This window comes from Microbacterium sp. SORGH_AS_0862, assembly GCF_030818795.1.
GTDB lineage: Bacteria > Actinomycetota > Actinomycetes > Actinomycetales > Microbacteriaceae > Microbacterium.
In genome coordinates, this window is the sequence record NZ_JAUTAY010000001.1 from 324,124 (window position 1) to 349,629 (window position 25,506).

Consider the following 25,506-nt stretch of genomic DNA (forward strand, 5'->3'; position numbering starts at 1 on the left):
ACTGGCCGGGGGTGCGCCGTCTCACGGCGCGGGAGGTCGGCACGAGTCGGAGGCGACTGGAACACTGACTCCATGTTCGCCCTCTCTCCCGAGCTGCTCGTCGCCGGCGTCACGAGCCTCGCGCTGCTGCTCGCCCTGGCGGTGGCGCTGATCCTGGTTCTCGTCGCGCGCCGCCGTCCCGCCGACGCCGCCCTCGCGGTGGCCACCGGGCTGGTGCTCGTGGGGCTCGTGAGCGTCGTCGTGCTCCCCGTGCAGATCCCGCTGATCATCGGACTCCCCCTCGCCCTGCTCGGCGCGGCCCTCGCGGTGACCGGCGGCGACCCCGTGACCCGCCGCATCCTCGACATCGCCACGCACGGTCAGGTCCGGGAAGGGGATGCGGGCGGCATCCTCGTGTTCCGATCGCGCACCGGCGAGGGCACGGAGTCCGGCTTGGAGGAAGTGCTGCGCGGCGGCACCACGATCGGCTACCTCGAGCGGCTCGCGGTCGTGCTGTCGCTGCTGGCCGGGTTCCCGGAGGCGATCGCCGTCGTCGTCGCGATCAAGGGCATCGGCCGCTTCTCCGAGCTCGCGACCTCGGCCGCCCGCGAACGCTTCATCGTCGGCACGCTCGCCAGTCTCCTGTGGGCGGGAGTGGTGGGCGCACTCGTGCGCCTCGCTATCTTCTGAGGCGTCTCACCGACGCCACTGCGCGAAGCCCTCGACGAGGCCTGCGGCTCCGGATGCGGTGAGCAGCTGCGACACCGCGGACTGCGTGATCTGCTCGCGCGACGCCAGCTCCCGCTGGGTCAGACCCATGCATCGTCCGTAGACCAGACGGCGCGCCCGCTCCCCCATCGCGTTCACGAGTTCGTCGCGCGCCCACACGTATGCGTTCGCCAGACGCACGTGCTCATGCACCGTCGCATCCTCGTCCTCCGCGGCGGCGATCCAGGTGCGCACGGCCGGCATGGCGCGCACCTGCTTCGCGTGGAGGGTGTCGATGGCCTGACGGGCCGCCCACCACCCGGGCCCCTCGGGCAGCTCGGTACCGCGTGCGGGGATCGTGTAGACGGGTCCTACCCCGACGCCGAAGCGCAGTGCGAGTCCGTCGGGCAGCGCGAGGGTGATGAGCAGGATGCTCTGCAACGCGGCGGACAGATCGGGGAACTGCCCTTGGAACTCGTCTCCCACCGTCGGCTCGAGCACGCTCTCGGCGACGCCGAGGTCCGTGTGCACGCGAGCGAGCACCTCCTCGATGACCCGCTGCGCGTCGGCTCGGTCGGCGAGGTCTCGGGATCCGACGATGTCGGCGGTCACGACGCTGATCATGTCCAAATGATAAGCGTTTAGCTAATCTGGCGTCAAAATAAGCGAAAAGCTGATTTACCCGAAACGTCCGTTGACGTAGTCGAACGTCCGCGGGTCGACGGGCTCGGCGAACATGGCGTCGGTGTCGCCATACTCCACGATGTGCCCCGGCTGGCCCTGGGACGCCAGGAAGAACGCGCACTGCTGGGACACCCGCTGCGCCTGCTGCATGTTGTGGGTGACGATCACGATCGTCACCTCCTGCGCCAGCTCGAGCATCGTCTCCTCGATCACGCGCGTGGAGGTGGGATCCAGCGCCGAGCAGGGTTCGTCCATGAGCAGCACGCGCGGCCGCACGGCGAGAGAGCGGGCGATGCACAGACGCTGCTGCTGCCCGCCGGACAACCCCCCGCCCGGCGACCGCAGTCTGTCCTTGAGTTCCGTCCAGAGCCCCGCCTTCGTGAGGCAGCTCTCCACCAGATGGTCCTTGCGGTCGCGATCCGCTCGCACGCCGGTGAGCGTGAGTCCGGCGAGCACGTTGTCGTAGATCGACATCGCGGGGAATGGGTTCGGCTTCTGGAAGACCATCCCGATACGTTTGCGCGCTTCGACGACCGGCAACGTCGGTTCGTAGATGTCGGCGCCGTCCAGGAGCACCTCGCCTGCGAGCGACGCGGACGGAACGAGCTCGTGCATGCGATTGAGGATGCGCAGGAACGTCGACTTCCCGCATCCGGACGGTCCGATGAGCGCCGTCACCATCCCGGACGGCATCGTCAGGGAGACGTCCTGGAGCACCTGATGCTCCCCGAACCACGCCGAGATCAGGCGCGCATCCAGTTGGGCCGGGGCCGGCGCCGGATCAGGGGCCGTGGCGCCCACCGCGGCCGCGGGCGATGCCACGGGAACGATCGTCGTCGTCGCATCCCGAGCGGCGCCGACGGCGCGCCCGAGGAAGCGGGGGCCGACGACACGCCCGGCCCGGCGGGCGGGCCCGGCCGACCCGCCGGTCGCGTCGCCCTGATCGGCGGTGCCCCGCGTCGGGACGACGACCTCGGTGATCGTCTCGTCGGGCACGGAAGCCGGGGAATCTGGGGGTGTCGACATGGAGGCTCTCCGCTCAGATGAGGTTGGGAAGGAGGAAGGCGACCTGGGTGGCGGTCAGGAGGCTCGCCAGGACCAAGAGGGGGAAGAACACCACCCAGGACTTGCGCCAGCCGAAGCGCCGCAGCGACCACACGGCGCCGATCTCGCCGGCGACGAGGAGCTGGAGCGAGAAGATGAGCGCCCAGACGGTGCGCGTGTCGGTCGCGAGCGGAGCGTCCTGGACGGGCAGCGTGAGGCGCGTCGTCTGCCGGACTCCCGCGGGCTGGGACTCCCCCACCATCACCGCATCCAGGTACTGCACTCCGACCGGGGTCAGCGGACCGCCCCGCGCCGTCATCAGGATCAGCCGACTCTCCCCCGGTCGGGGATTCGAGGGCGCCGGATCCCCCGCGTACCGCGTGCCCATGACCTCGAAGGTGTGCGCGCCCTGCCCCGTAGTGACCGAGAACCGATCTCCGGGCGCGAGCCGAGAGAGCCCCCCGAACGGGCCGCCGTACGCCAGGGCGCGCCCCATCAGGACACTCACACCCCGCTGCCCCGGAAGCACGCTGTCGCGGCGATGGCCGGGACCGCTCATCAGGACGCCGGACGACGTTCCCTCCACGACCGTGTCGTACAGACCGATCTGCGGGATGTCGATGATCGCCACCGGCGCACCGTCGGGAAGAAGGACATCCAGATAGTCGCCCTCGCTGACCGGGGCCGTGCCCCCGGCCAGCTCCCCGCGGAATCGGTCGGTCAGCTGCTGCTGGGCGGCGTGGTAGCTCACGTTGCCCACGAGCACGAGCGTCGTCAGGAACGCCACGATCAGAGAAGCGACCATGACCAGGATGCCGCGGGCGATCGCCTGCGGCAGTGTCAGCGGCGGACGCGCGGCGCGCGGCGCGCGGCGCGGCGGCCGAGGTGGCCGGGGCGTCATGCGCGACGAGGCGGGGGTGGCTGCGGGGGCGCTCATGCGACGATCGTCGCCGTCGCCCGGGGTCGCACAGCGACACGAAGAAGCACCATGGCGACGGCGATCACGACGAGCCCGATGGCTCCGAGCCAGGGGAAGACGTAGATGATCCCGGCCCTGCTCACCGGCGCCGTCTGCGAGCCGGCGATGACCTCGGGAGGAACGACGGTGACCCGAGCCACGACGAACGGCCACTGCCCCGTGCCCTCGAGAGAGGTGCCGACGACGCGCGTCTCGCCGGGCTTCAGTGCGCGCACATCGACCTCGTCGCCCGAGATACGCGCACCCGTCACGGTCGCGAGACTGAAGTCGGCCGAGAGATCGATCGTCTCGGACGAGAGGTTGCGCAGTGTGATCCACGCGTCCGCGACACCTCCCCACGGGTTCATCGTCGGACGTGATCCGCCGTTGATGTCGCCCACGTAGAGCCCGCCGGCGATGAGCATGTCGCCGGCGGCGGGTTCGGGGGCCGCGGCGTTCGCGGCGACGGCCGCCGGCGCGGCAGGGGTGATCCCACCGCGGCCGGTGCCGCTGGGAGCGGCGTTCGCGGGGACGGCCGCCGGGGTCGGGCCGATGACGGGCACGCTGATGCCGATGCCGTCCGCATCCGTGTCCTGCGCCTGAGCGGGCGTGGCCAGCAAGGAGAGCACGAGCATCGCGAGCCCCGTCGCCGCCCACATCCGCGCGGCATGCATGCGGCGTGACGACACCTCAGACACCCGCACCGACATCGGAGCCTCGAGCGGCGGCCGCGCGCTGCGCCTCGGCCTGCGTGAAGGCGATCCACTCCGCCGCACGCTTTTCGTCGCGCCGACGGCGCCAGCGTGCGAACACGACGACGGCCGCGGCGAGCGCCAGAGCGACGATGAGGATCCACGGCAGCGCCCATGCGCCGGCGGCACGGTCGATCTGCGGCGCCGGCGGCGCCTGGTCGCTCGCGCCGCTGGCATCGCCCCGCGAATACAGCGAGGCGGCCGCCTCGACGAAGACGTACTGCCCGACGGGGCCGATGTCGTACGTCACCGTGCGACTGGAGCCCGGGAGCAGTTCGTCGAGATTCTCCAGCCGGCGGTCGGTGAGCTCGGTGCCGAAGAAGCTCTTGACCACCAGGACCAGTGCGGGGGCGAGCGCGACATTGCCCTGGTTGGTGACCGTGAGCGTGACAGCGGTCGAACCTTCGAACGGGTTGAGCGTGGGGTTGTACGTCGCGGTCATCCCGGTGATGTTCAGCAAGGACTGGAGTTCGCCGGGCACGCGCACGTAGAGCCTGGTGCCGACCCTGCGGTCGACCAGGATCTGGTCCGACGGCGTCTGGGCCGACACCAGCAGGCCGCCCGCGTGGTCGCCGGGCCCCGCATCGGCGGGGACGGTCATCGTGAAGCGCACCGGTCGCGACTGCCCGGGTGCCAGGTCGAACTGCATGCGGGTGGACCCGTCCTCCAGCACGACCCATGAGCCCGCGTCGGAGGGCGCTGCATCCGCGTCCAGCAGAGCGAAGTCCCCGCTCTCGGTGTTGAAGGCGTCGGTCGCGTAGACCGAGACGCGCTGCACCGTCGAGCCGGTGTTGGCGACCGAGTAGCAGTCCGAGACCTGCTGACCGGGAGCCGCCTCATACGAGAAGCGAGAACGACCGTCGACGGTGCCGTCGTCGGCGCAGGGCGCACCGGCGATCGACTCGGTGTCGTCGGCGCGAGCGGATGCGGGGGTGCCGGCGATCGTGAGGACTGCGGCGACCGCGACGACGAGCACGGCGATACCCGCGCGCAGAGGGAGAGGAAGACCCGTTCGGGTTCGGGTTGCGTGCACGGACAATTCACTCCATATCGGGCTGTCCGCCTCGCGTACCGGAGCTGAACGCGAGACGAACGAGGAAGGACCGGTGGTGCCGTGCCCGAGCGTTGCTCGGACACGGCACCCCGGGGCGGGCGCTGATCGCCCGCCTGAACTCACTTCGAGACGAGCGTGACCGTCATCGTCGAGGTGTAGGTGCCGGCGGGCGTGCCCTTCGGCGCCGTGAAGGTCAGCGCCGCAGAGAGGTCGGTCTGACCGATGCCGGAACCGGCGACGGCTTCGGCGAACAGCGACGAGTTCTGCGCCCCGGCCAGGAACGTCGCCTTGCTCACCCCCGACGACGTGCTCGATGCGCCGATGGAGGGAACGACCCCGAGCGCCGACGCGGGGACGCTGTTCGAGCCGCTTGCGAAGTCGGCGACCGTGGTGTTGACCGTCCAGCCCGGCTTGCTCACGAAACGCTCGTCCGTGACCGAGAAGGTCGGCAGGGTCCCGGTCGAGATCGAGCGGCCGTCGGCGTCGAGCGTGGGGTTGCCGAGCGTCGCCGTGGCGCCACTGGGAACGGCGAGCGAGAGCGCGCCGTCGACGGGCCCGGCGACGGCGGTCGTGATGCCGATCTCTCCGCTGCCACCCACGGGGTCGCTGCCGCCACCACCGGGGATCTGCTGCGGCACGTCGTAGGTGTAGTCACCCGTGCCCGCGACGACGTGGACGGTGTTGTACGCGCCCATTCCGACGAACGTCACGCCGTTGTTCTTGGTGAACGCGAAACCGAGGCTGTAGTCGCCGCCCGCGGCCTTGACGGCTCCGAAGGTCGTCGCGGGGAACTGCGCCATGCTCGCCGTGGGCTGGAGCACCCGGTTGTCGGGACCGGGCACCAGCAGCCCGAAGTCGATCTTCGAGGACCAGTCGGCGATAGAGGTCTCCTTGCCCTTGGGGGCGATGAAGACCCAGACGCCTTCGGCGTCGGCGGGCGCCGCTGCGAAGCGGGCCTCGACATCCGTGGGCGAAGGCGAGGCGACGAATCCGTCGTCGTAGTGAAGAACGGTGGTGCCGTTCTGCAGAACGCCGTCGAAGTCGTAGATGTAGTACGGCTCCGGGGTGCCGTTGGGGGTCCATTCGCCCACGGCCGCGGTGGCCGACGTGGCGCCGAGACCCACGACACCGATCCCGATGGCGACGGCGAGGCCGGCGGCCGCGGCGCGCGTGAGGTTGATCTTCATGAGGTTGATGTCCTTTTCGAGAGTGCGGGTCAGAGCGACGCGTACGCGTAGATGGGAGCCGTCTGGGACGGCGCGAGGAACCCGAACTTCTCCTTCACGCGACGGGGGGAACCCGAGACGCCGGAGGTGAAGTTGGTGAGGCTGGAGCTGACGGAGGGGTTCACGAGGCCCGCCAGCGTCGGGTCGTACTTCGCGTCGCCGACGGTGATGCGCGCACGCTCGACCACGAGATAGGTGTCGCGTCCGAACGTCGTGTTGGCGTAGTAGGTGGAGTTCGGGACGGTGGTGGCTCCCGAGCCGGACACCGCCGCGACTCCGGCGACCGCACTGCCGAGGGTGACTCCGGACGCGGCGGCGACCGTGTTCACGCCGGCGGCTCCTGTGACCTGGGCCGTCCAGCTCGCGACCGAGAAGGGGATGATCTCTCCCTCGTTCAGCACCGTGGCGTCGTTCTCCGCCGTGGTGTTGTTGGTGTCGATCCCGGCCTTCAGCGTGGGGTTGCCGATGGCGCTGAGGAAGAACGAGCGGGTTCCGGACCCGGACTGCGGCAGACGCGGGTTGACGGCGACGCCGTCGATCGAGGTGAGCGTGCCCTCGAAGACCTGCTTGAGCTGGGAGGCGGTGAGATTCGCCCACGCGGCGGTGCCGCCCTTGTAGATGTAGGAGACGGCGTCACGGCCGAACGGAACGTAGGCCAGCTTGCCGTCCGGGTTCTGGTTGGCACCCGGACCGGAGGACGAGCGTGCGATGTCGACCTGCCCGGTGATGGTCTTGCCGTTCCACGCACCGCCGGTGATCGAGGCGCGCAGCGCGGAGACGCCGTTGCCCGAGCCGGAGGGGCGCTGGAAGTAAGGGCCGCCGGGCTTGGTCTGGATCTGGCTGCCCGTGCCGGTCGAGGGGAACGCGTCGAACGAGCCGATCGTGTTGCCGCCCGCCGTCACACGCACGCGCGTGCCGGTGATGCTGGTGCCGTTCGCCAGCGCGTTGGCCGCATCTTGCAGGGTGTCGGAGCCGACGAGCACGTAGCTGTTCGAGACGACCTCGGCGTTCGCCGAGCTTGCCACGAGGCCACCGGCCACCACGACGCCGAGCGCCGCGGTGATCGCGGCAAGGCGCTTCAGTTTCATGGATTGCTCTTTCTGTTCGGGTTGGAAGGTGCGAGGGGAGCTCAAGGACGCCGGCCGAGTCGGCCGACGAAGGGCACGGCGCCTGCGGCGAGCGCGCCGGCGAGCGCGCTCAGCGGCAGGGCGCTCACGAGGGGACCGTTGTCCGGATCATCTGGTGTCGCGCCCGCGGACAGCGCCGCGGCGACGGCACCGGTGGCGGCGGGTGCGGCAGCGGCAGGAGCCGTCGCGGAAGCGACGGTGCCGGTGTTCGCTGCGGGCGCTCCGGCGGGAGGCGCTGCTGCCGCCGGAGCGGCGACGGGGGGCGGAGTCGCGTTCTGGCCGGCCGCCGAGATCGCCGCGGCCGCGACCAGCGCCCGCTCACGCCAGCTCGCCGGAAGAGGCGCGTAACCCGCGGGCAGCTGACCGAACGCGTCGCCGGGTGTCTGCCCGTCGCGAGCGGCGTACTGGATGAACTGCGCGTAGCTCTGACGGACCGCGCTGGAGAGGAGCGTCGGATTGGTCGCGGCGTACACCGGCAGGGTGAGCGGGTAGGCCGAAGGAGCCTCACGGACCGCAGCGGATGCCGCATCCAGCGCGTAGACCTGCGGTTGGCTGGGCGAGGCCGTCATGGCGGCGGCGGCGGCGAGCATCGCCTCCGAGGTGGGACGCACGAACTCGCCCGCCGCGTTTCGCAGCGATGCCGTGACGCTCTGATACCGCTCCGCCGAGGAACCGTCGGTCAGGGCGAGCACCTTGCGCTCACCGGTCAGATCGCGCGTCTTGCGCTGCCATTTGGCCGGCACGCTGATCGGGTCCCACTCCCCCACGTTCAGCCCGTCCCCGCGCAACGCGTTGTAGGCGCCGGCGGCGAGGTCGTTGGTGTACGGACGCCAGGTCACGGTGTTCAGCGCCTTGTCCGTGCCGCTGTACGCCTCGGCCGGGTCGACCTTCGGGAAGTTGTCGCGCGGAACGGTCATCCCCACGCCGTTGGGATGGATCTCGGGATTCGTCGACGCCCACGCGTTGACCCGCATCCCCCACGGGTCGGGCACGCCGGCGAGGAAGTCCCGGGCCTCCGCGTCGGCGACGATGTACTCCCAGACCGCCCGGGCGTACTCCGAACGTCCCAGCGGCACCATCACGTCTGCGACGGCGGGGCTCACGATCGACTGATCGGCCCACTCCGGGTTGAGCGCACGGAAGTCAGGATCGAAGAGGAGATTCTGCGGGTTCGCGCCCAGTCCCTGCTTGTCGGAGTTGGTGGGCAGCGCATCGGTGTAGGAGGAGGTGAGCAGCTTCGCGAGGAGTCGGGGGGTGAGCTTCATCTCGGTGAACGGCTGCCTCGCCATGGCCTGTTCTTCGGGGCCCGCGGAGTCGGAGGGATATCTGTCCACGGCGAAGGTCACCGCGACGGACGTGAGGGCGAGCGGTGCGTAGATCAGTCCGTCCGTCTGGCCCTCCGCAGGCCGGAGCGCGTTCGAGGTGAGCGCCAGGGGCGCATCGGCGGAGGTGTTGGCGCTCGCCGCCGCATCCGCGTCCGTCGTCGTGATCAGCGTGTAGATGTCGCCGCCGTCGGAGCCGCACAGCTGCGGCTGCCACGACGAGACGGCATCGGCGATGAGCTCCGTGCCCGCGAGCTGCTGCTCGCCCACACCGATCGCACAGTGGTTGCCGACCGGGAGGAAGTCCAGGCGCACGGCCAACCGGTGCTTCCACTCGTCCCAGAACAGCGGCGAGTCCCGGTTGTACCCCGGCCCGCGCGGCACGGCCACCAGCCAGCACGAACTGCCGGTCACGGAACCGTCGGCGGCGGTCTGCGGCGAGCCGCATCCGAGCCCCGGGGACTGCATGACGGTCTGCGTCTCGAAGGTGACCGATCCGGTTCCGTCGGCGGAGGAGCCGGCCCAGGCGACCTCGTTGGTCGTGTACTGCGTGAAGTACTTGTTCGTGTTCAGGTCGACGCCGGGAACGATCTTGCCGTCGACCACGCGCGCCACGGTGTCGTTGCGTCCGGTCTCCGGGTTCTTCATCGCGGAGACGAAGGGGATGCCGGTGTACGGCACATCGCCGGTGGTGACCGAGTACTGCTGATCGGCGGGGGCGATCGCGTCGACGGAGTCGACGTTGCGGTCACGGCGGGCGCCCTCGGCATTCGTGCCGCCGAACTGGCAGGTCGTGCGATCCGGTGCGAGCACGCCGTTCTCGAGCGTGTCGCCCCAGCACTGCATGAGCTGCAGGTAGTTCTCTCCGCCGTTCTGGCTGTTGGGCACCGTCGAGGCGACCGCGCCCCGCCACGAGACGCGCACCGCCTGCGCCCCCAGGTTCTTCGTCTGCGAGACGCGGAGCTCGAGCGCCGGGAACGGCGCGTTCTGATAGTCGGCGTCCTGCTCGTGCGCCGACACGATCACGACGGAGTCGGTCTCCGCCCGTGCGGCGGCTGCACCGATCACGGAGAGGGAGAGCACGGCGGCGAACACGACGACACCCGCCGCTGCTGCGCGCACCGCCGTGGCGCATCGCCCGAATCGGACCACGTCATACTCCTTGGATCTCGCCGCGAAGGCGGCAGTGCTAAAGCTAGGAAGTCGCGACGAATCGGCTCTGTCGCGGCTGGGAACGGCAGGATCTCGCCGCGGTCGAGTCGTGGTGCGGCCGGTGAACGGCGGGTGACGCGGGTCAGCGACGGCGTGCGCGGCGCACGAGGAGGGGCGGGATCAGGACCGCGACGACGAACAGGATCGTCGCGATCAGCATGCCCACCTGGGACGCCCCGAAGCCCGATGCGGCGAGCGTGAACGGACTCGACACGGCGGCAGCCCCGCCCGCGCCGGCGGCGCCCGAGACCAGGTTGCCGTTCGCGTCGTACACGGGCTCGGTCGACGTCGCCGCCGCTGCGGCATCGCCGGCGGTCGCAGCCGCGGCGCTCCCGGACGCGGCTGCGCCGCCCGCGGAGCCGCCCCCGCCGCCCGCCTGCGCCTCACCGGCGGCACCCTTGTTGTTGCACGAGTCGGCGTTGAACTCCCCCACCGCCGAGCCGGGGATGCGGGTGATCTGCTGGAAGGCGGCTTTGACGAGGTTCATCGGCAGCGGCGAGTACCCCAACGCCCCGGCCTGCTTCTGCCCGTCGCAGACCACGTACTTGACGAACTCGCCCAGCGTGTAGCCCTTCTCCGTCGTGAACACGCCGCCGACCGCCGTCGGCACGATCATGTAGGAGTAGCTGGACATCGGGTACGCGGACGGATCGGGGTTGCTGTAGACGTCGTTGAGGATCTGGGTCAGGTAGTCGGGTGAGGACTGGTCCTCGTTGATGCGCGCCAGTCGCAGTGCGATCTCCACGTTCTCCGCCGTGGGTCCCACGAAGTTCCCCGCCGCGTTCTGCACCTGGACGACGGGAAAGCCCATGCCCTTGGGGTACGAGTACTCGACATAGGTGATCGAGCCGACCCCGTTGTCATTGCCCACGTAGCCGGAGACGCCGAGCGACCCGCTCTGGCGCTTCGCGTCGGGCAGCTTGTCCGCCGGGAACTGCGACGTCATGCCCGTGGTCCAGATGCCGGGATACTGCGTCGACATCCATTTGGTGAACTGCGCCGTCGAGCCCGATCCGTCCGAACGGACGACCGGCACGATCTTCATGTCCGGCAGTGTGAGCGACGCGTTCAACGCCTGGATGGCGGGGTCGTTCCATCGCGAGATCTGGCCGGTGAAGATCTTCGTGACCACTTCGCCCGAGAGCTTCAGATCGGTGACCCGCTTGCCGCTGATCACCAGGTTGTACATGAGGGCCGTGCCCCCGGCGACGATCGGCAGGTACGCATAGGGACGATCCGACCGCTCGGGGGCGGACCCGTCTTCGGGCGCCGCCTGGAAGGGGATCTCGCTCACCGCGAAGTCCACCGTTCCCTTGATGAAATCCGCTCGTCCCGCGGAGGAACCCGTGCCCGAGAAGTTGACGGTCATCCCGTAGTTGTTGGCGACGTTGCGCCGCCACTGGTCGAGCGCGTTCGAGGACCACGTCGAGCCCGACCCGGAGACCACCACGTACGTCGCCGCCGAGGCGGGGACGGAGGTCGCGATCAGCGACGCCGCGACGGCGACGGCTGCGACGAGGGCCGCGAGGGGGCGACGGGAACGGGCGATCACGGGTTCTCCTGCGTGGGTGTCGTCGCACCGGGCATCGCCGGCGAGTCCGTACGGGTGCGGTGGGTGATGCGGATGAGGTCGTGCTGCGAGCGGTGCGTCGCGCGACGGCGCTGGCCGTCCGAGAGCACCCCCGCGCCGCGCCCTCCGATGAGACGGGCGACGACGAACAGGCTCAGCACCAGCAGGATCAGCACCGCCGCGGTGCCGAAACCTCGGGCGACCATCTGCGGCTCGGGCGATTGGACGAAGGTGAACACCTGCAGCGGGGAGGGAGATCATCGGCCCGGAGAACGGATTCGTGTTCATCTCCGCCGTCACGCCGGAGGTGAGCAGAACCGGGGAGGTCTCTCCGATCCCGCGTGCCGTGCCGAGGATGACGGCGGTGGCGAGCCCGGACCGGGAGGTCGGCAGCACGACCGTCCACACCGTTCGCCAGCGCGATGCCCCCAGAGCGTAGGAGGCTTCACGCAGGTGATGGGGAACGAGACGCAGCACCACGTCGGCGGAGCGGATGACGATCGGCAGCATCATGACCGTGATCGCGACCGCGGCGGCGAATCCCGAACGTTCCTTGGTGACGAGCGTGATCAGGGCGGCGTAGACGAACAGGCCCGCCACGATCGACGGCAGAGCCGTCATGGCATCGGAGACGGTGCGCACGAAACGTGCGAACGGGCCGCCGATCTCGTTGAGGAAGACGGCGGTGACGATCCCCAGCGGCACCGTGATCGCCAGGGCGATGCCGATCTGGATGAGGGTGCCCACCACCGCGTGCGCGATTCCGCCCACATCCAGGGGGTCGAGCGGTCCGGCGAAGCGCATGGTCTCGACGAAGAAGTTCGAGTGCGACAGGGCGGGGATCCCCCGCCCGACGGTGTACAGCACGACGAACACGAGCGCGGTCAGGACCACGATCCCGGCGGTGGCCATGAGAACGGTGGCCAGACGGTTCGCCACGGCGAGGCGATCCGCGCGCAGGCCGACCAACACGGCGTACACCGCCACGAAGACGATGTAGGCCACCACGATCCATCCGATGATCCCTGACAGCGGCGCGATCCACCCGAACAGCAGGGTCGCGACGCAGATGCCCGCGAGCAGCGCCCCACCCAGATCGAAACCGTCCTCCAGCGCCGCCGCGCCGGGCCTGCGCCGCTCGGGGCGGGCCCGTCCCGCGGGCGCCGTCGGGATGCGGGTGCGTCCGCCTCCGCGGGAGACCGCATCGGTGGGCGTCTCCCGAAGCCGTTCCTGCGCGTCGACGACGCTCATCCGTTGCTCTCCGCCCCCGAGCGCGAGCGCGCGACGATCGATGATGCCGTGAAGTTGATCACCAGGGTGATCAGGAACAGCGCGAGTCCCGCCGCCATGAGCGCGGAGAGTCCGAACTCGCTGGATTCTCCGTAGCGCAGTGCGATCAGCGCAGACACGGAGTTCGTCCCGGTCTTGAGAACCTGCCAGTTGATCGTGAAGATCGGCGAGATGATCATGTAGACGGCGATGGTCTCGCCCAGAGCGCGGCCGAGTCCCAGCATCGTGCCGCCGATGATGCCGCCGCGTCCGAAGGGGAGCACGACGGTGCGGATCATCCCCCACCGCGTCGACCCCAGTGCGAGAGCACCTTCGCGCTCCCCGATCGGGGCCTGCGAGAACGCCTCTCGCATGATCGACGTCTGCGTCGGCAGCACCATCAGCGCCACCACCATGCCGGCGATGAAGGCCGATGACGTGAAGGCGCTCGCTTCGGTCAGTGATGCTCCATCGGAGTCCGTGACGGCGAAGACGGGGATCCATCCGAACGTGGACGAGATCCACTGCGCGACCGGGACGGCGTTCTCCTGCAGGTACTGCACGCCCCACAGACCGAAGACGACGCTGGGGACCGCCGCCATGAGGTCGACGATCGTGACCATCGCGCGCTTCACCGGGCTCGGGAGGATCTCACTGATCAGCAGCGCCGTGCCGAACGCCAGTGGGAAGGAGAGGAGCAGCGCGATGACGGCGATCGTGACGGTGCCGAAGAGGACCGCGGCGATGCCGAAGGAATCGGGCACGCCGTCGCGCGGGTTCCACTCCTGCACCCAGAGGAAGGACGGCCCCGCCGATGCGAGAGCCTGGCCGCCGCGGGCGGACAGGAACACGCCCACGGCCAGCATGATGGCGACGGTGACGCCGCCCGCGGCGAAGCACACGGCGCGGAACACGCGATCGGAGAACACCGGCAGCGATCGCAGGGATCGACGAGGCGCGGTGGACGTCTTCGTCTCGCGTGGCGGGATGATCTCCGTCACGGCGTCGGTCATGCATTCCTCCGGGTTCTGGACATGCGCGAGCACCCCAGATGCTCAGCCACAGCGTCGCGGCGGTCGGTGAACGACGGCTGCAGCCGGAGTGTCCGAGACGTGTCGAGCTGATGCTGCGCGCGTGCCGCCGGTCACGGCGTGCCGGGTGCGGTCGGCCCGCCGGTCGCCGTCTCGGTCGGAGCGGGCGTGGCCACGGGACTCGGCGTCGGTGTGACGGGCACGGCGGACGGGATCGTCATCGTGACGATCGATCCGACGAGTGCGATCTGGTTCGGCGACGGGGAGGTGGCGGTCACGAACGACGCGGATGCCGCATCCTCCTGCCTGGTCGCAACGGCGAATCCCGCGCCCACCAGCGCCGCCGTCGCCTCCGCGGGCGACAGACCCCTCACATCCGGCACCGCATTGACGCCGCTGGCGATCCGCAGCGCGACGGCCGCGCCATTCGCGCGAGCCGTGCCCGTCTGCGGATCCGAGCCCAGGACCGTATCGGCGGGCAGGGGCCCGTTCTCGGTCGTGATCGTTCCGGTCACGAGGCCCGCCGCCTCCAGGGCCGTCCGCGCGTCCGCCAGTGTGCGACCGACGAGCGGGGGCACCTCGCGCCAGACCGGCTCCGCGCTCGGCGACGGTGACGACGCCGGCGACGCCGGTGGCGCAGCGACCGGAACGGTGGTCGCGGCGCGGGTCGGAACCGCCGAGGGCGCCGATCCCGCTGCGGCCGACAGCGCCACCACACCGACGATCGCCGCGACACCCACGCCTGCGGCGATCCACGCCGGCCAGGGCGATGCACGAGCACGAAGCTCCGGGACCGGCGGCGGCGCGCCTGGCCCCGCCACCGCATCGGCTGCACGGGAGACGGGCGGGACGGGCCGATACGGACGCGTCGCCGCGGTGCGTGCGGGTTCGACCTCGGGACGGACTCGCGTCGCAACGGGCCCGAGCGCCGCCGCGAGCGCCGTCCTCATCGCCTCGGCATCGGGGAAGCGGTCGTCGGGATCCTTGAGCATCGCGGTGGTGATCACCCGGTCCCAGGCACGCGGGATGCCGCGACGCCGGGCGGAGGGCACCGGCGGCGGCGCAGCCACGTGGGCGCGTGTGATCGCCGAGACATCGCCGAAGAACGGGTCGGTGCCCGTGAGCGCCACGAAGAGCGTGGCGCCCGCCTGATAGATGTCGCTCGCCACCTCAACGGGACGGCCGAGCAGCTGCTCGGGGGCGGCGTAGGCGACGGTGGCGACGACGCCGTCACCGATGCCGGAGCCGCTGAGGAGGGCATCCGTCCCGCGTGTGGTGCGACCCGCGACGTCCGCAAGGCCGAAATCGAGCAGACGCACGCTCGCGGCCAGCGCTTCGCGGTCTGCGATGGCCTCCGGATCGAACATCACGTTCTGGGGCGAGACGTCCCGGTGCACGACGCCGACGGCGTGCAGCGCGTCGAGCGCCTGGAGCAGGCTGTCGGCGAGCACGGCGACAGCCCCCGACGGCACGGCGGAATTCGCACGCACGTAGTCGGCCAGCGTGACGCCGGCGACGAGCTCCAGCGCGATCCACACCACGGGAGGATCCAGTTCGGCGACGCCCGAGTCGTGGATCTCGACGAGCGCGGGGTGGTTCGCGGATTGCGCGGCGCGCACCTCCTCGAAGAACGCCGCCCGCATCGGCGCATCGGCGGCGAGATGCGGATGCAGCAGCTTGAGCGCCACTTCGTGTCCACGGCGCGTGTCGAACGCACGGTAGACGGCCGCCGTGCCTCCGCTGCCCAGCAGCTCGCGCAGCCGGAAGCGCTCTGCCACAAGCCGTCCGGTCACGGCACGTACTCGCCCGCCGCGCTCGTCGCGACCGTCCCCTTCTCCGCCGTCTGCATCCCCTGCAGCAGCCGCACCGCGAGCGCTCCCGCATTTCGCGCGACGGAACGGTTCTCGTACCGTCGCGCACCGATCATGACGATCTCGTCCTCCAGCACCGCGAACCATCCCGTCGTGCGCAGTCCCGTCTCCGCAGACGCCGAGACGATCAGCTGATCGGCAGCCCGGACGATGCGGCGGATGTCCTCACGGATCACCGCCTCGGATGCCGCGAAACGCGTCCCGCGCCCCAGTTCTCGGTGGTTCTCGGTCAGCAGCCGCCAGCCGCTGACCGCCTCGCCGACGCCCTCCTCGAAACGCGCGACGCGGTAGCGGTCCCCGTGCATGGCCACGGCGTCGTCGACCGCGCGCATCCAGTCGGCGGCGGACCGGTGGGACCGCGCGGGGAATCGTGCGTACAGGAAGTGCGCGGGCATCGTCGTCTCCTACGGGCTCTCCTGGCGAGAGCGCGTGGGAAGCGTGACGTGATGAGGTCGACGTCCGGCATCCGCCGGATGAACGGCGGACGACGAGCGGGCGGTGAAGGGGTTACGCGCTCAGAGACCGAGGTCGCGCGCGAGCGTCTGCGTGCGGGAGACGAGCTCGCCGCGCTGCTCGGCCACGCGTCGCGGCGATGTTCCGCCGACGCCGTCGCGGCTGGCCAGCGACCCCGGCACGGTCAGCACCTCGCGCACGCCGGGCTCCAGCCGAGGCGAGACCGCGGCCAGCATCGCGTCGTCCGCGTCATGCAGTTCGATGCCGCGCTGCTCGCACGCCTGCACGAGCGCACCCGAGATCTCGTGCGCCTCGCGGAACGGTACGCCGCGCTTGACGAGCCATTCGGCCACATCCGTGGCGAGCGAGAATCCCTGAGGTGCGAGCTCCGCCATCCGCTCCGTGTCGAAGCGCGCGGTCGCCACCATGCCGGCGAAGGCGGGCAGCACGAGCTCGAGGGTGGCGACGGAGTCGAACACCGGCTCTTTGTCCTCCTGCAGGTCGCGGTTGTAGGCCAGCGGCAGTGCTTTGAGGGTCGCGAGCAGACCCGACAGGTTGCCGATGAGCCGTCCGGACTTGCCGCGCGCGAGCTCCGCGATGTCGGGGTTCTTCTTCTGCGGCATGATGCTCGAGCCCGTCGAGAAGCCGTCGTCGAGCCGCACGAAGCCGAACTCGCGCGTGTTCCAGACGATGATCTCCTCGGCGAAGCGGGAAAGGTCCACGCCGATCATCGCCGTGATGAAGGCGAACTCGGCCACCACGTCGCGCGAGCTCGTGCCGTCGATCGAGTTCTCCGCCGGCCGGTCGAGCCCGAGGTGTTCCGCCACCAGCTGCGGGTCGAGGCCCAGCGTCGAGCCGGCGAGCGCTCCTCCGCCGTACGGCGACACGCGCGCGCGGACGCCCCAGTCCCGGAGGCGCTCGAGATCGCGCACGAGCGGCCAGGCGTGCGCCTGGAGATGGTGAGCGAGCAGCACCGGCTGGGCGTGCTGCAGGTGCGTGCGTCCGGGCATGGCCGCATCCGCATGCGCCTCGGCCTGGGAGACGATCGCGTCGATGAGCCGGACGAGATCGCGGGCGATGACGGCTGCGTGATCGAGCAGGTACAGACGCACGAGAGTGGCGATCTGGTCGTTGCGGCTGCGACCGGCACGCAGCTTGCCGCCGAGCTCGGGGCCGACCTCGGCGATCAGCGCCTGCTCGAGGGCGCCGTGGACGTCCTCATCGCCCTCGGCCGGCACCAGCCGACCCTCGGCGACGGCCGAGGCCAGGGCGTCCAGCCCCTCGTGCATGCGTCGCGCCTCGTCGGCGTCGAGGTAGCCTGCGGCCTCCAGGGCGGCGGCATGCGCGTGCGACCCGGCGAGGTCGTACGGCGCGAGGATCCAGTCGAAGTGCGTCGACCGGCTGAGAGCTGCGAGCTCGGGCGAGGGGCCGGAAGCGAAACGGCCTCCCCACAGGGAACCGCGGTGGGTGGCGTCGTGGGGCGCGTCATTCACCCGACCAGCCTACCGAGCACGCTCGGCGGTGGTGCGCACGCTGCGGCGCGCGACCCAGGCGAACAGTCGCTCGAGTGGCCCTCGACCCATCGTCAACGCCCACACCGTGCAGCCGGCGACGACCGCGATCGTCAAGGGCCAGAACGGCTGGAGCTCGCGGAACTCCCACAGCGCTCCGGTGTCACCGAGTGCGACCAGAGCCCATATGGCCCAGACGAGCAGCTGCGCCGTATACGCCGTCAACGGCATCGCCCCGGTCGCGCGCAGCGGCAGAAGCACCCACGTGAGCGGGGTGCGAGCGATGATCAGGCATCCACCCAGAACCGCGATCGCGGTGGCCGCACCGCCGATGGCCTCGGGCAGGCCGCCCGAGTGGGGGTGTGTGCTCAGCGCGACGCTCCAGTAGTCGGACGCGACGGTCATGTGCGCGGCGAGGCCGCCCGCACCGTAGGCGAACAGCGCGGTCCCGACTCCCATCACGAGAAGGATCGCCGCGACGCGTGCATCGTGCAGATCCACGCGCCCGAGCGCGAGGCCGAGCACCAGGAATCCGATCCACAACGGAAACGGGTAGGCCCAGCCGATGACGAGCGCGACGCTCTCCCCCGCCGGGGTGTCCCAGAACGGCAGCAGCCCGAGCGCCGCCTGAACGAAAGGCATCACGACCAGCAGCCCCGCGGCGACCGCGAACAGGGTCCCGGCGTCGAGCCGCAGAAGGGGCAGAGCCATCAGGAAGAGGACGGCGTAGGCCGGCAGGATCACGTAGACCGGCACACCCGTGAGGATCAGCAGGATGCCGAGCACCCAGATGAGACCCGCCCGCACGAGCAGGCGACCGCGTGCCACGCGCAACAGCTCGCCCGAGGCGGGGGACGTTCCGCCCGTCGTCAGGGCGATCGACACCCCCGCGAGGACGGCGAACAGGATCGACGATCGTCCGTTCACGATGTCGAGCCAGGTCTCCGGGCGCGTCAGGTCGAAGGGCTCCTCGATCGTCAACAGGTGGGCGGCGAGCATCCCGATGACCGCGAGACCGCGGGCGAGATCGATCCCGCCGAGCCGGTCGGCTCCGTTCAGCCGCACCAGCGCCCGCCTCATCCCGCGGGTCCGATCAGCTCTGACGCAGCAGCCAGACCAGCAGCGCCTTCTGGGCGTGCAACCGGTTCTCGGCTTCGTCCCACACGACGCTCTGCGGTCCGTCGATCACGGCTGCGTCCACCTCGTAGCCGCGATCGGCCGGAAGGCAGTGGATGAAGATCGCGCCGGGATCGGCGAGGGCCATCGTCTCCTCGGTCACCTTGTAGGCGCCGAGGTCGCGAAGGCGGGCGAGCTTCTCCTCCTCCTTGCCCATCGACACCCACGTGTCGGTGACGACGATGTCGGCACCGGCCGCGGCTTCCAGCGGGTCGGTGAGCAGGGTGAGCGATCCCCCGGTCTCGGCGGCGCGGCGGTCGGCGTCGGCCACGACGTCCTCGCGGGGCGAGTAGGACTCAGGAGACGCGACGCGCACGTGCATCCCGGCGGTGACACCCGCCAGCGCATACGAGTGGGCCATGTTCGAGCGGCCGTCGCCGAAGAACGCGAGGGTCAACCCCTTGAGCTCGCCCTTGTGCTCGCGGATCGTCAGCAGATCGGCGAGCAGCTGGCAGGGGTGGAAGTCGTCGCTCAGCGCGTTCACGACGGGCACGCGGGTGCCGCGGGCCATCTCCTCGAGCCCCGCCTGCGCGTAGGTGCGCCAGACGATCGCCGCCACCTGGCGCTCGAGCACGCGCGCCGTGTCGGAGGGCGTCTCCTTGCCGCCGAGCTGGCTGTTGGCTGTCGAGATGATCAGCGGGGAGCCGCCGAGATCGGCGATGCCGACCGCGAACGAGACCCGCGTGCGCGTGGAGGACTTGTCGAAGATGACCGCCACGGTCTGCGGACCGGCGAGCGGCTTCGCCGCCCAGCGGTCAGCCTTCAGCTCCAGGGCCAGGTCGAGGATCTCGGCCTGCTCGGCGCTGGTCAGGTCGTCGTCGCGCAGCAGGTGACGGGTCATGCGTGGGCCTCCGTGTCGGGCGATGCGCTCTCCAGCAGCAGCGCGTCGGCCACCGTGGCCAGCGCGGCGGAGAAGAGCCGGATGAACTCGTCGATCTCGACATCGCCGATCGTGAGCGGCGGTGCCATGCGGATCGTCTGATCGTTGGGCGCGTTGACGACGAGGCCGTGCTGCTGGGCCGCGGCGACGACCGCCGAGGCGACGGGATGCGTGAGCGCCACGCCGAGGAGCAGCCCCTGCCCGCGCACGCCCTCGATGAGGTCGGACTCGATCCCCGCGATCGCCTCCCGCAGCTGCGCGCCGCGCAGGGCTGCGGCCTCCACCAGGCCCGCGCGCTCGATCTCCTCGAGCACGGCGCCGGCCACGGCGGTGCCGAGGGCGTTCCCCCCGAAGGTCGAGCCGTGCGTTCCGGGATAGAACAGGTCGCCGGCCGCGCCGAAGGTGATCAGCGCGCCGATCGGGAACCCGCCGCCGATGCCCTTGGCGACCGTGATCGCGTCGGGGGTGATACCCGCGTGCTGGAATCCGAACCACGCACCGGTGCGGCCGGCACCGGTCTGGATCTCGTCGATGATGAGCAGAGCGCCGTGACGCGCGGTGATCTCCCGCGCCGCCTCGAGGTAGCCCGCAGGCAGCGGCAGGACGCCCGCCTCGCCCTTGATGGGCTCGACGAACAGGGCGGCCACGCGCTCGTCCATCGCCGCCTCGAGCGCCTCGATCGTCGAGTCGAGGAACTCGACGCCGGGCACCATCGGCAGGAAGGGCTCCTGCATGGCGGGCTTCCCGGTGAGCGCCAGGGTTCCCATCGTCCGGCCGTGGAACGCGCCGTTGAGCGCCAGGATGCGGGGGCGCTCTGTGCCGCCATGGAGGCGGGCGAGCTTGAACGCCGCCTCGTTGGCCTCGGCGCCGGAGTTGCCGAAGTACACCCGTCCCGTCTCGCCCGCACCCGACAAGCGCTTCAGCCGCGCCGCGAGCGCAAGCTGGGGCGGGGTCGCGAAGTAGTTCGACACGTGTGCGAGACGCGCCGCCTGCGAGGCGACGGCGTCGACGAACACCGGGTGGGCGTGGCCGAGGGCGTCGACGGCGATGCCCGCGAGGAAGTCGAGGTAGCGTCGACCCTCGTCGTCCCAGAGGTAGGCGCCCTCACCGCGCACGAACAGCGCCATACGGTCGCCGACGTTGCGGACGAGGTCGCGTCCGGCGTCGTCCTGCCACGGGGTCACAGTCTGTTCGGCCATCACGCCACCACCTCTGTTCCGATGCCTTTCTGAGTGAAGAGTTCGACGAGCACGGAGTGCGGCACTCGTCCGTCGATGATCGCCGCGGTGGGCACGCCCCCCGTGACCGCGTCGAGGCACGCCTGCATCTTCGGGATCATCCCCGACTCCAGACGCGGGAGCATCTCCTCCAGCTCCGCGGAGGTCAGATGCGACACGAGGGAATCGCGGTTCGGCCAATCCGCGTAGAGGCCGGGCACGTCGGTCAGCACGACGAGCTTCACGGCGCCCAGCGCCACGGCGAGCGCCGCCGCGGCCGCATCCGCGTTCACGTTGAGGGAGTGGCCGGTGTGGTCGAGATCAGGCGCGATCGACGACACGACGGGGATGCGTCCCGCCTCGAGCTGGTCGATGATCGGCTGCGGGTCGACCGACACGACATCGCCGACCCGACCGAGGTCGTGCTCGACACCGTCGACGACGACGCCGCGGCGGCGTCCACCGAACAGCCCCGCATCCTCGCCCGAGAGGCCGGTGGCCACGGGTCCGTGCGCGTTGATCTTGGCGACCAGCTGCGGGTTGATCTGACCGGTGAGCACCATGCGCACGACCGTGATCGCCTCCGTGGAGGTGACGCGGTAGCCGCCCTTGAACTCGCTCGGGATCGCCAGCCGGTCGAGCATGTTGGAGATCTGCGGTCCACCGCCGTGCACGACGACGGGTTTCACCCCGACGTAACGGAGGTAGGCGATGTCCGCGGCGAAGGCATCCTGCAGCTCGTCGGAGACCATCGCGTTGCCGCCGTACTTCACGACGACGATCTGCTCGCGGTAGCGCTTGAGCCACGGCAGCGACTCGATGAGAGTCTCGGCCTTGGCGCTTGCGGCGGCGGGGTCGGTGTCTTGCAGATCGATACCTGTCATGAGGAGTACGCGCTGTTCTCGTGGACGTAGTCGTGCGTGAGGTCGTTGGTGCGGATGGTCGCCTCGACGTCGCCGACCTTGAGGTCCACGACGAGGTCGGTCGCGCGCGGAGTCAGATCTACCTCTTCCCGCGGGGCGTCGGGGCCGCCGGCGGAGCAGACCCGCACGCCGTTCATCCAGACGTCGACGTCGTAGGGGTCGAAGGCGGCCCGGGTGGTGCCGATCGCGGCCAGCACCCTCCCCCAGTTCGGGTCGTTGCCGAAGATCGCCGCCTTGAACAGGTTGTTGCGGGCGATGGAGCGCCCCACCTCGACGGCGTCCTCCTCGGATGCGGCGTGCACGACTCTGATGGTGATGTCGTGGCTCGCGCCCTCGGCGTCGCCCTGCAGCTGCCGCGCCAGGTCGTCGCACAGCGCGACCAGCCCCGCACGGAACGCCGCGGCATCCGGCTCGATGCCGCTCGCGCCGCTGACCAGCAGGCTCACCTGGTCGTTCGTCGACATGCAGCCGTCGGAGTCGAGGCGGTCGAAGCTCACGTGGGTCGCGGCGCGAAGGTGCGCGTCGGCCTCGGATGCGGTCAGCACCGCATCCGAGGTGATGACGACGAGCATCGTGGCAAGACCCGGTGCGAGCATGCCCGCACCCTTCGCGATGCCCCCGATCGTCCAGCCGTCGCCGGCGTACACGCTCGTCTTCGCGACGGAGTCGGTGGTCATGATCGCGTGCGCGGCATCCAGACCGCCGTCGGCGGACAGTGCGGCGACACCCGCCTCGACCCCCTGGAGGACCTTCGCGCGGAACGCCTCGTCGCCGGTTCCGATCAGACCGGTCGAGCACACCAGGATGTCGCCGGGCGCGACGCCGAGCAGTTCGGCCGCCCTCTCTGCCGTCTGGTGGGTCGTCTGGAACCCGAAGGAGCCCGTGAAGCAGTTCGCGCCGCCGGAGTTGAGCACGATGGCCTCGACGATGCCGTCGGTGATCACCTGCTCCGACCACAGGATGGGGTTGGCCTTGGCCCGGTTGGAGGTGAAGACCGCGGCGCCGACCTTGAGCGGTCCGCGGTTGACGACGACGGCAACATCGGATTTGCCGGTCGACTTCAGGCCGACGGCGACACCGGCGGCCTCGAATCCTGCGGGTGCGGTGACGGTCACGGCGCGACTCCGTTCACGGTGAGCGCGCGGTGTTCGGGAAGACCGAGCGCGATGTTCATGGACTGCACGGCGGCACCCGCCGTGCCCTTGACGAGATTGTCGACGGCGGCGACGACGACGACGCGGTTCGCCGCGCGGTCGATGGAGAGCCCGAGCAGCGCGGTGTTCGCACCCAACACATCCGCCGTGCGGGGGAACGCCCCCTCCGGCAGCAGCTGCACGAACGTCTCGTCCCCGTAGGCCGTCTCCCACGCCGCCCTGATCTCGGCGTCGGTGACGCCGGGCGCGATCGGCGCGGTCGAGGTGGCGAGGATGCCGCGCGACATCGGCACGATGACGGGCGTGAAGGAGATGCGCACGTCGCCGGGGGCGCCGGCTGCGACGAGCGCCTGCTGGATCTCGGGGATGTGGCGATGGGTGCCGCCGACGGCGTAGGGGTTCGCCGTCCCGAGGATCTCGCTCGCGAGCAGATTCGGCTTGAGGCTCTTCCCGGCACCGGAGGGCCCCACGGCGAGGACGCTGACGATGTCGCCGGGATCGATGACACCGGCCGCGACACCCGGGGCGAGACTCAACGAGACGGTCGACGCGTTGCAGCCGGGAGCGGCGATGCGCGAGGCTCCGACGAGCCGCTCGCGCTGCTTGGCGCCGTCGACGATCAGCTCCGGCACGCCGTAGGTCCACGGTTCGTGGAAGTCGCCGCCGTAGAAGGCCGCCCACGCATCGGCCGAGGTGAGCCGGTGATCGGCCCCGGCGTCGATGACGAGCGGGACGTCGGCGAGGACGTCGGTGTACTGACCGGACTGTCCGTGCGGCAACGCGAGCACGACGACGTCGTGACCGGCGAGCACCTCCGGTGTGGTCGGCTGGAGCTCGAGGTGCGCGAGCGAACGCAGGTGCGGCTGCTGCGAGATCAGCGGGGTTCCGGCATTCGAATGCGCGGTGACCGTGCGGATCTCGACGTCGGGGTGCGCGGAGAGGATGCGGAGGATCTCGCCTCCCGCATAGCCGGACGCGCCGGATACGGCGACCGAATAGGGCATGGGTTCCACCTTAGAGTCTGGGAGCTGTGCGCTCGCGCGCACCGGCGGCATCGGCGACGCCCGCGCACCCGGACCGGTGCGTCACGCATCGCCTAGATTCGGCGGTCTCCCAGACGTCGGCGCACGACCACGCGCTGCGCGCTGTGGAACCGGGCCGAGGACATGCGCCGACGATAGCGGCGCGCACGCCGCATCCGCAACTCGGCGCGCGTCGGACACTCCCGCCAGACTGGAGCGATGCTGCAGACCATCGCCGTCTCCGGGTACCGGTCGCTCCGCGACGTCGTCGTGCCGCTGGACGGGCTCACCGTCGTCACCGGCGCGAACGGGACCGGCAAGTCGAACCTGTACCGCGCCCTGCGCCTGCTCGCGGGAGCCGCCACCGGCGGCATGGTCGAGGCGGTCGCGCGTGAGGGAGGCCTGTCGTCGTTGCTGTGGGCCGGCCCCGAGGACGGCGGCGGCGAGGGCACCCTGCGGCGTGACCCCGTGGCCGTGCGGCTGGGCTTCGCCTCCGACGAGCTCGGCTATCTGGTGGATCTCGGTCTGCCGCAGATCGGCAGCGCGAGCCTGTTCTCCCGCGACCCGGAGATCAAGCGGGAGCAGGTCTTCGCCGGCACGGTCGCCAAGCCCTCGACGCTGCTCATCGATCGGCGGGGCCCGGCGACGCGCGTGCGCGAGGGGTCCTGGACCACGCTTCGGCAGTCGCTCGCACCGTTCGAGAGCATCCTCCTCGACCTCGCCGACGGCGACACCGGTCCCGAGCTGCTGACGCTGCGACGGACACTGGCGAGCTGGCGCTTCTACGACCATTTCCGCGTGGATGCGGATGCTCCCGCACGTTCCCCGCAGGTGGGCACGCGCACGCGCGCCCTTGCGCACGGCGGGCAGAACATCGCGGCGCTCTGGGCGAGCGTGCGCGAAGCGGGCGCGGGCGACGTCCTCGACGCGGAGATCGATCGCGCATTCCCGGGCATGCGCGTGCAGATCGACGCGGAGGACGGGCGACTGCGGCTGCGACTTCGCCAGCCCGGACTGCTGCGCGCGCTCGACGTCGCCGAACTCAGCGACGGGATCCTGCGCTATCTGCTGCTGTGCGCCGCGCTCCTGCCCGCGGCCCCGGGGCCGCTCATCGTGCTCAACGAGCCGGAGGCGAGTCTGCACGAGAGTCTGCTCGCCCCGCTGGCGCAACTCATCGTGTCCGCGTCGCGGGGCACCCAGGTGATCGTGGTGACCCATGCGGCCGAGCTCGCACGCCGGCTGGCGGATGCGGGCGCCCTGGCCCACCGTCTGGCGCGCAGTTCCGACGGCACGATCGTCGAAGGGCAGGGCTTCCTCGACGTCCCCCCATGGAACTGGGGAAGCCGCTGAGCGGAGCGCGTGG

General features: G+C 70.6%; 21 protein-coding genes. 2 read left to right on the top strand and 19 right to left on the bottom strand.

The features are described from left to right. The first annotated feature begins 72 nt into the window (after positions 1-72). Positions 73-669, top strand: coding sequence for a hypothetical protein (locus tag QE377_RS01580; RefSeq protein ID WP_307319030.1), 597 nt, complete (start codon positions 73-75; stop codon positions 667-669). 6 nt (positions 670-675) lie between these two features. Here the strand turns inward: QE377_RS01580 and QE377_RS01585 are convergent, their stop codons facing one another. From QE377_RS01585 to argC, 19 genes are all read right to left on the bottom strand, one after another. After that, the gene (locus QE377_RS01585) at positions 676-1,311 is read right to left on the bottom strand and encodes a SatD family protein (RefSeq protein ID WP_307319034.1); all 636 of its coding nucleotides are present in this window, start codon (positions 1,309-1,311) and stop codon (positions 676-678) included. A 54-nt stretch (positions 1,312-1,365) separates the two neighbouring features. Further along, positions 1,366-2,172, bottom strand: coding sequence for a phosphate ABC transporter ATP-binding protein (locus QE377_RS01590; protein ID WP_307325814.1), 807 nt, complete (start codon positions 2,170-2,172; stop codon positions 1,366-1,368). A 238-nt stretch (positions 2,173-2,410) separates the two neighbouring features. Continuing rightward, positions 2,411-3,352, bottom strand: coding sequence for a sortase (locus QE377_RS01595; RefSeq protein WP_307319037.1), 942 nt, complete (start codon positions 3,350-3,352; stop codon positions 2,411-2,413). Further along, positions 3,349-4,062: a hypothetical protein gene (locus QE377_RS01600; RefSeq protein WP_307319040.1), complete on the bottom strand. Its 714-nt coding sequence runs from the start codon at positions 4,060-4,062 to the stop codon at positions 3,349-3,351. The genes QE377_RS01595 and QE377_RS01600 overlap by 4 nt, the downstream gene beginning before the upstream one ends. Before the next feature lies 1 nt (position 4,063). Beyond that, a complete protein-coding gene (locus QE377_RS01605; RefSeq protein ID WP_307319041.1) occupies positions 4,064-5,158 on the bottom strand; it encodes a hypothetical protein in 1,095 nt (364 codons plus the stop codon). A 140-nt stretch (positions 5,159-5,298) separates the two neighbouring features. Next, positions 5,299-6,366: a hypothetical protein gene (locus QE377_RS01610; RefSeq protein ID WP_307319043.1), complete on the bottom strand. Its 1,068-nt coding sequence runs from the start codon at positions 6,364-6,366 to the stop codon at positions 5,299-5,301. A 29-nt stretch (positions 6,367-6,395) separates the two neighbouring features. After that, positions 6,396-7,493 carry a hypothetical protein gene (locus QE377_RS01615; RefSeq protein ID WP_307319045.1) on the bottom strand — a complete coding sequence of 366 codons (1,098 nt, stop codon included), beginning with the start codon at positions 7,491-7,493 and terminating at the stop codon, positions 6,396-6,398. Between the two features lie 41 nt (positions 7,494-7,534). After that, positions 7,535-10,006 carry a hypothetical protein gene (locus QE377_RS01620; RefSeq protein ID WP_307319047.1) on the bottom strand — a complete coding sequence of 824 codons (2,472 nt, stop codon included), beginning with the start codon at positions 10,004-10,006 and terminating at the stop codon, positions 7,535-7,537. A 142-nt stretch (positions 10,007-10,148) separates the two neighbouring features. After that, positions 10,149-12,887, bottom strand: a complete 2,739-nt coding sequence (gene pstS / locus QE377_RS01625) for a phosphate ABC transporter substrate-binding protein PstS (protein ID WP_307319049.1) — start codon at positions 12,885-12,887, stop codon at positions 10,149-10,151. Next, positions 12,884-13,918: a phosphate ABC transporter permease subunit PstC gene (gene pstC / locus QE377_RS01630; protein WP_307319051.1), complete on the bottom strand. Its 1,035-nt coding sequence runs from the start codon at positions 13,916-13,918 to the stop codon at positions 12,884-12,886. Before pstC ends, pstS begins: the two co-directional genes overlap by 4 nt. A 131-nt stretch (positions 13,919-14,049) precedes the next feature. Next, positions 14,050-15,729, bottom strand: coding sequence for a PASTA domain-containing protein (locus tag QE377_RS01635; RefSeq protein ID WP_307319053.1), 1,680 nt, complete (start codon positions 15,727-15,729; stop codon positions 14,050-14,052). Beyond that, on the bottom strand, positions 15,726-16,202 hold the full coding sequence (locus QE377_RS01640; protein ID WP_307319056.1) for a hypothetical protein: 477 nt from the start codon (positions 16,200-16,202) through the stop codon (positions 15,726-15,728). The genes QE377_RS01635 and QE377_RS01640 overlap by 4 nt, the downstream gene beginning before the upstream one ends. 120 nt (positions 16,203-16,322) lie before the next feature. After that, the gene (gene argH, locus QE377_RS01645; RefSeq protein ID WP_307319058.1) at positions 16,323-17,753 is read right to left on the bottom strand and encodes an argininosuccinate lyase; all 1,431 of its coding nucleotides are present in this window, start codon (positions 17,751-17,753) and stop codon (positions 16,323-16,325) included. A gap of 9 nt (positions 17,754-17,762) precedes the next feature. Next, a complete protein-coding gene (locus QE377_RS01650; RefSeq protein WP_307319059.1) occupies positions 17,763-18,836 on the bottom strand; it encodes a heparan-alpha-glucosaminide N-acetyltransferase domain-containing protein in 1,074 nt (357 codons plus the stop codon). A gap of 28 nt (positions 18,837-18,864) precedes the next feature. Further along, the gene (gene argF / locus QE377_RS01655; protein ID WP_307319062.1) at positions 18,865-19,788 is read right to left on the bottom strand and encodes an ornithine carbamoyltransferase; all 924 of its coding nucleotides are present in this window, start codon (positions 19,786-19,788) and stop codon (positions 18,865-18,867) included. Beyond that, positions 19,785-21,026 carry an acetylornithine transaminase gene (locus QE377_RS01660; RefSeq protein ID WP_307319064.1) on the bottom strand — a complete coding sequence of 414 codons (1,242 nt, stop codon included), beginning with the start codon at positions 21,024-21,026 and terminating at the stop codon, positions 19,785-19,787. The genes argF and QE377_RS01660 overlap by 4 nt, the downstream gene beginning before the upstream one ends. Beyond that, positions 21,026-21,928, bottom strand: coding sequence for an acetylglutamate kinase (gene argB, locus QE377_RS01665; RefSeq protein ID WP_234073195.1), 903 nt, complete (start codon positions 21,926-21,928; stop codon positions 21,026-21,028). Before argB ends, QE377_RS01660 begins: the two co-directional genes overlap by 1 nt. After that, entirely contained in the window at positions 21,925-23,082 is a 1,158-nt protein-coding gene (gene argJ / locus QE377_RS01670; RefSeq protein WP_307319068.1) for a bifunctional glutamate N-acetyltransferase/amino-acid acetyltransferase ArgJ, read from the bottom strand. Before argJ ends, argB begins: the two co-directional genes overlap by 4 nt. Then, positions 23,079-24,125 (bottom strand): N-acetyl-gamma-glutamyl-phosphate reductase, encoded by a 1,047-nt coding sequence (argC, locus tag QE377_RS01675; RefSeq protein ID WP_307319070.1) that lies wholly within the window; start codon positions 24,123-24,125, stop codon positions 23,079-23,081. The genes argJ and argC overlap by 4 nt, the downstream gene beginning before the upstream one ends. Before the next feature lie 237 nt (positions 24,126-24,362). Between argC and QE377_RS01680 the strand changes: the two genes are divergently transcribed. Further along, positions 24,363-25,493 (top strand): AAA family ATPase, encoded by a 1,131-nt coding sequence (locus QE377_RS01680; RefSeq protein WP_307319073.1) that lies wholly within the window; start codon positions 24,363-24,365, stop codon positions 25,491-25,493. The last annotated feature ends 13 nt before the right edge of the window (positions 25,494-25,506 follow it).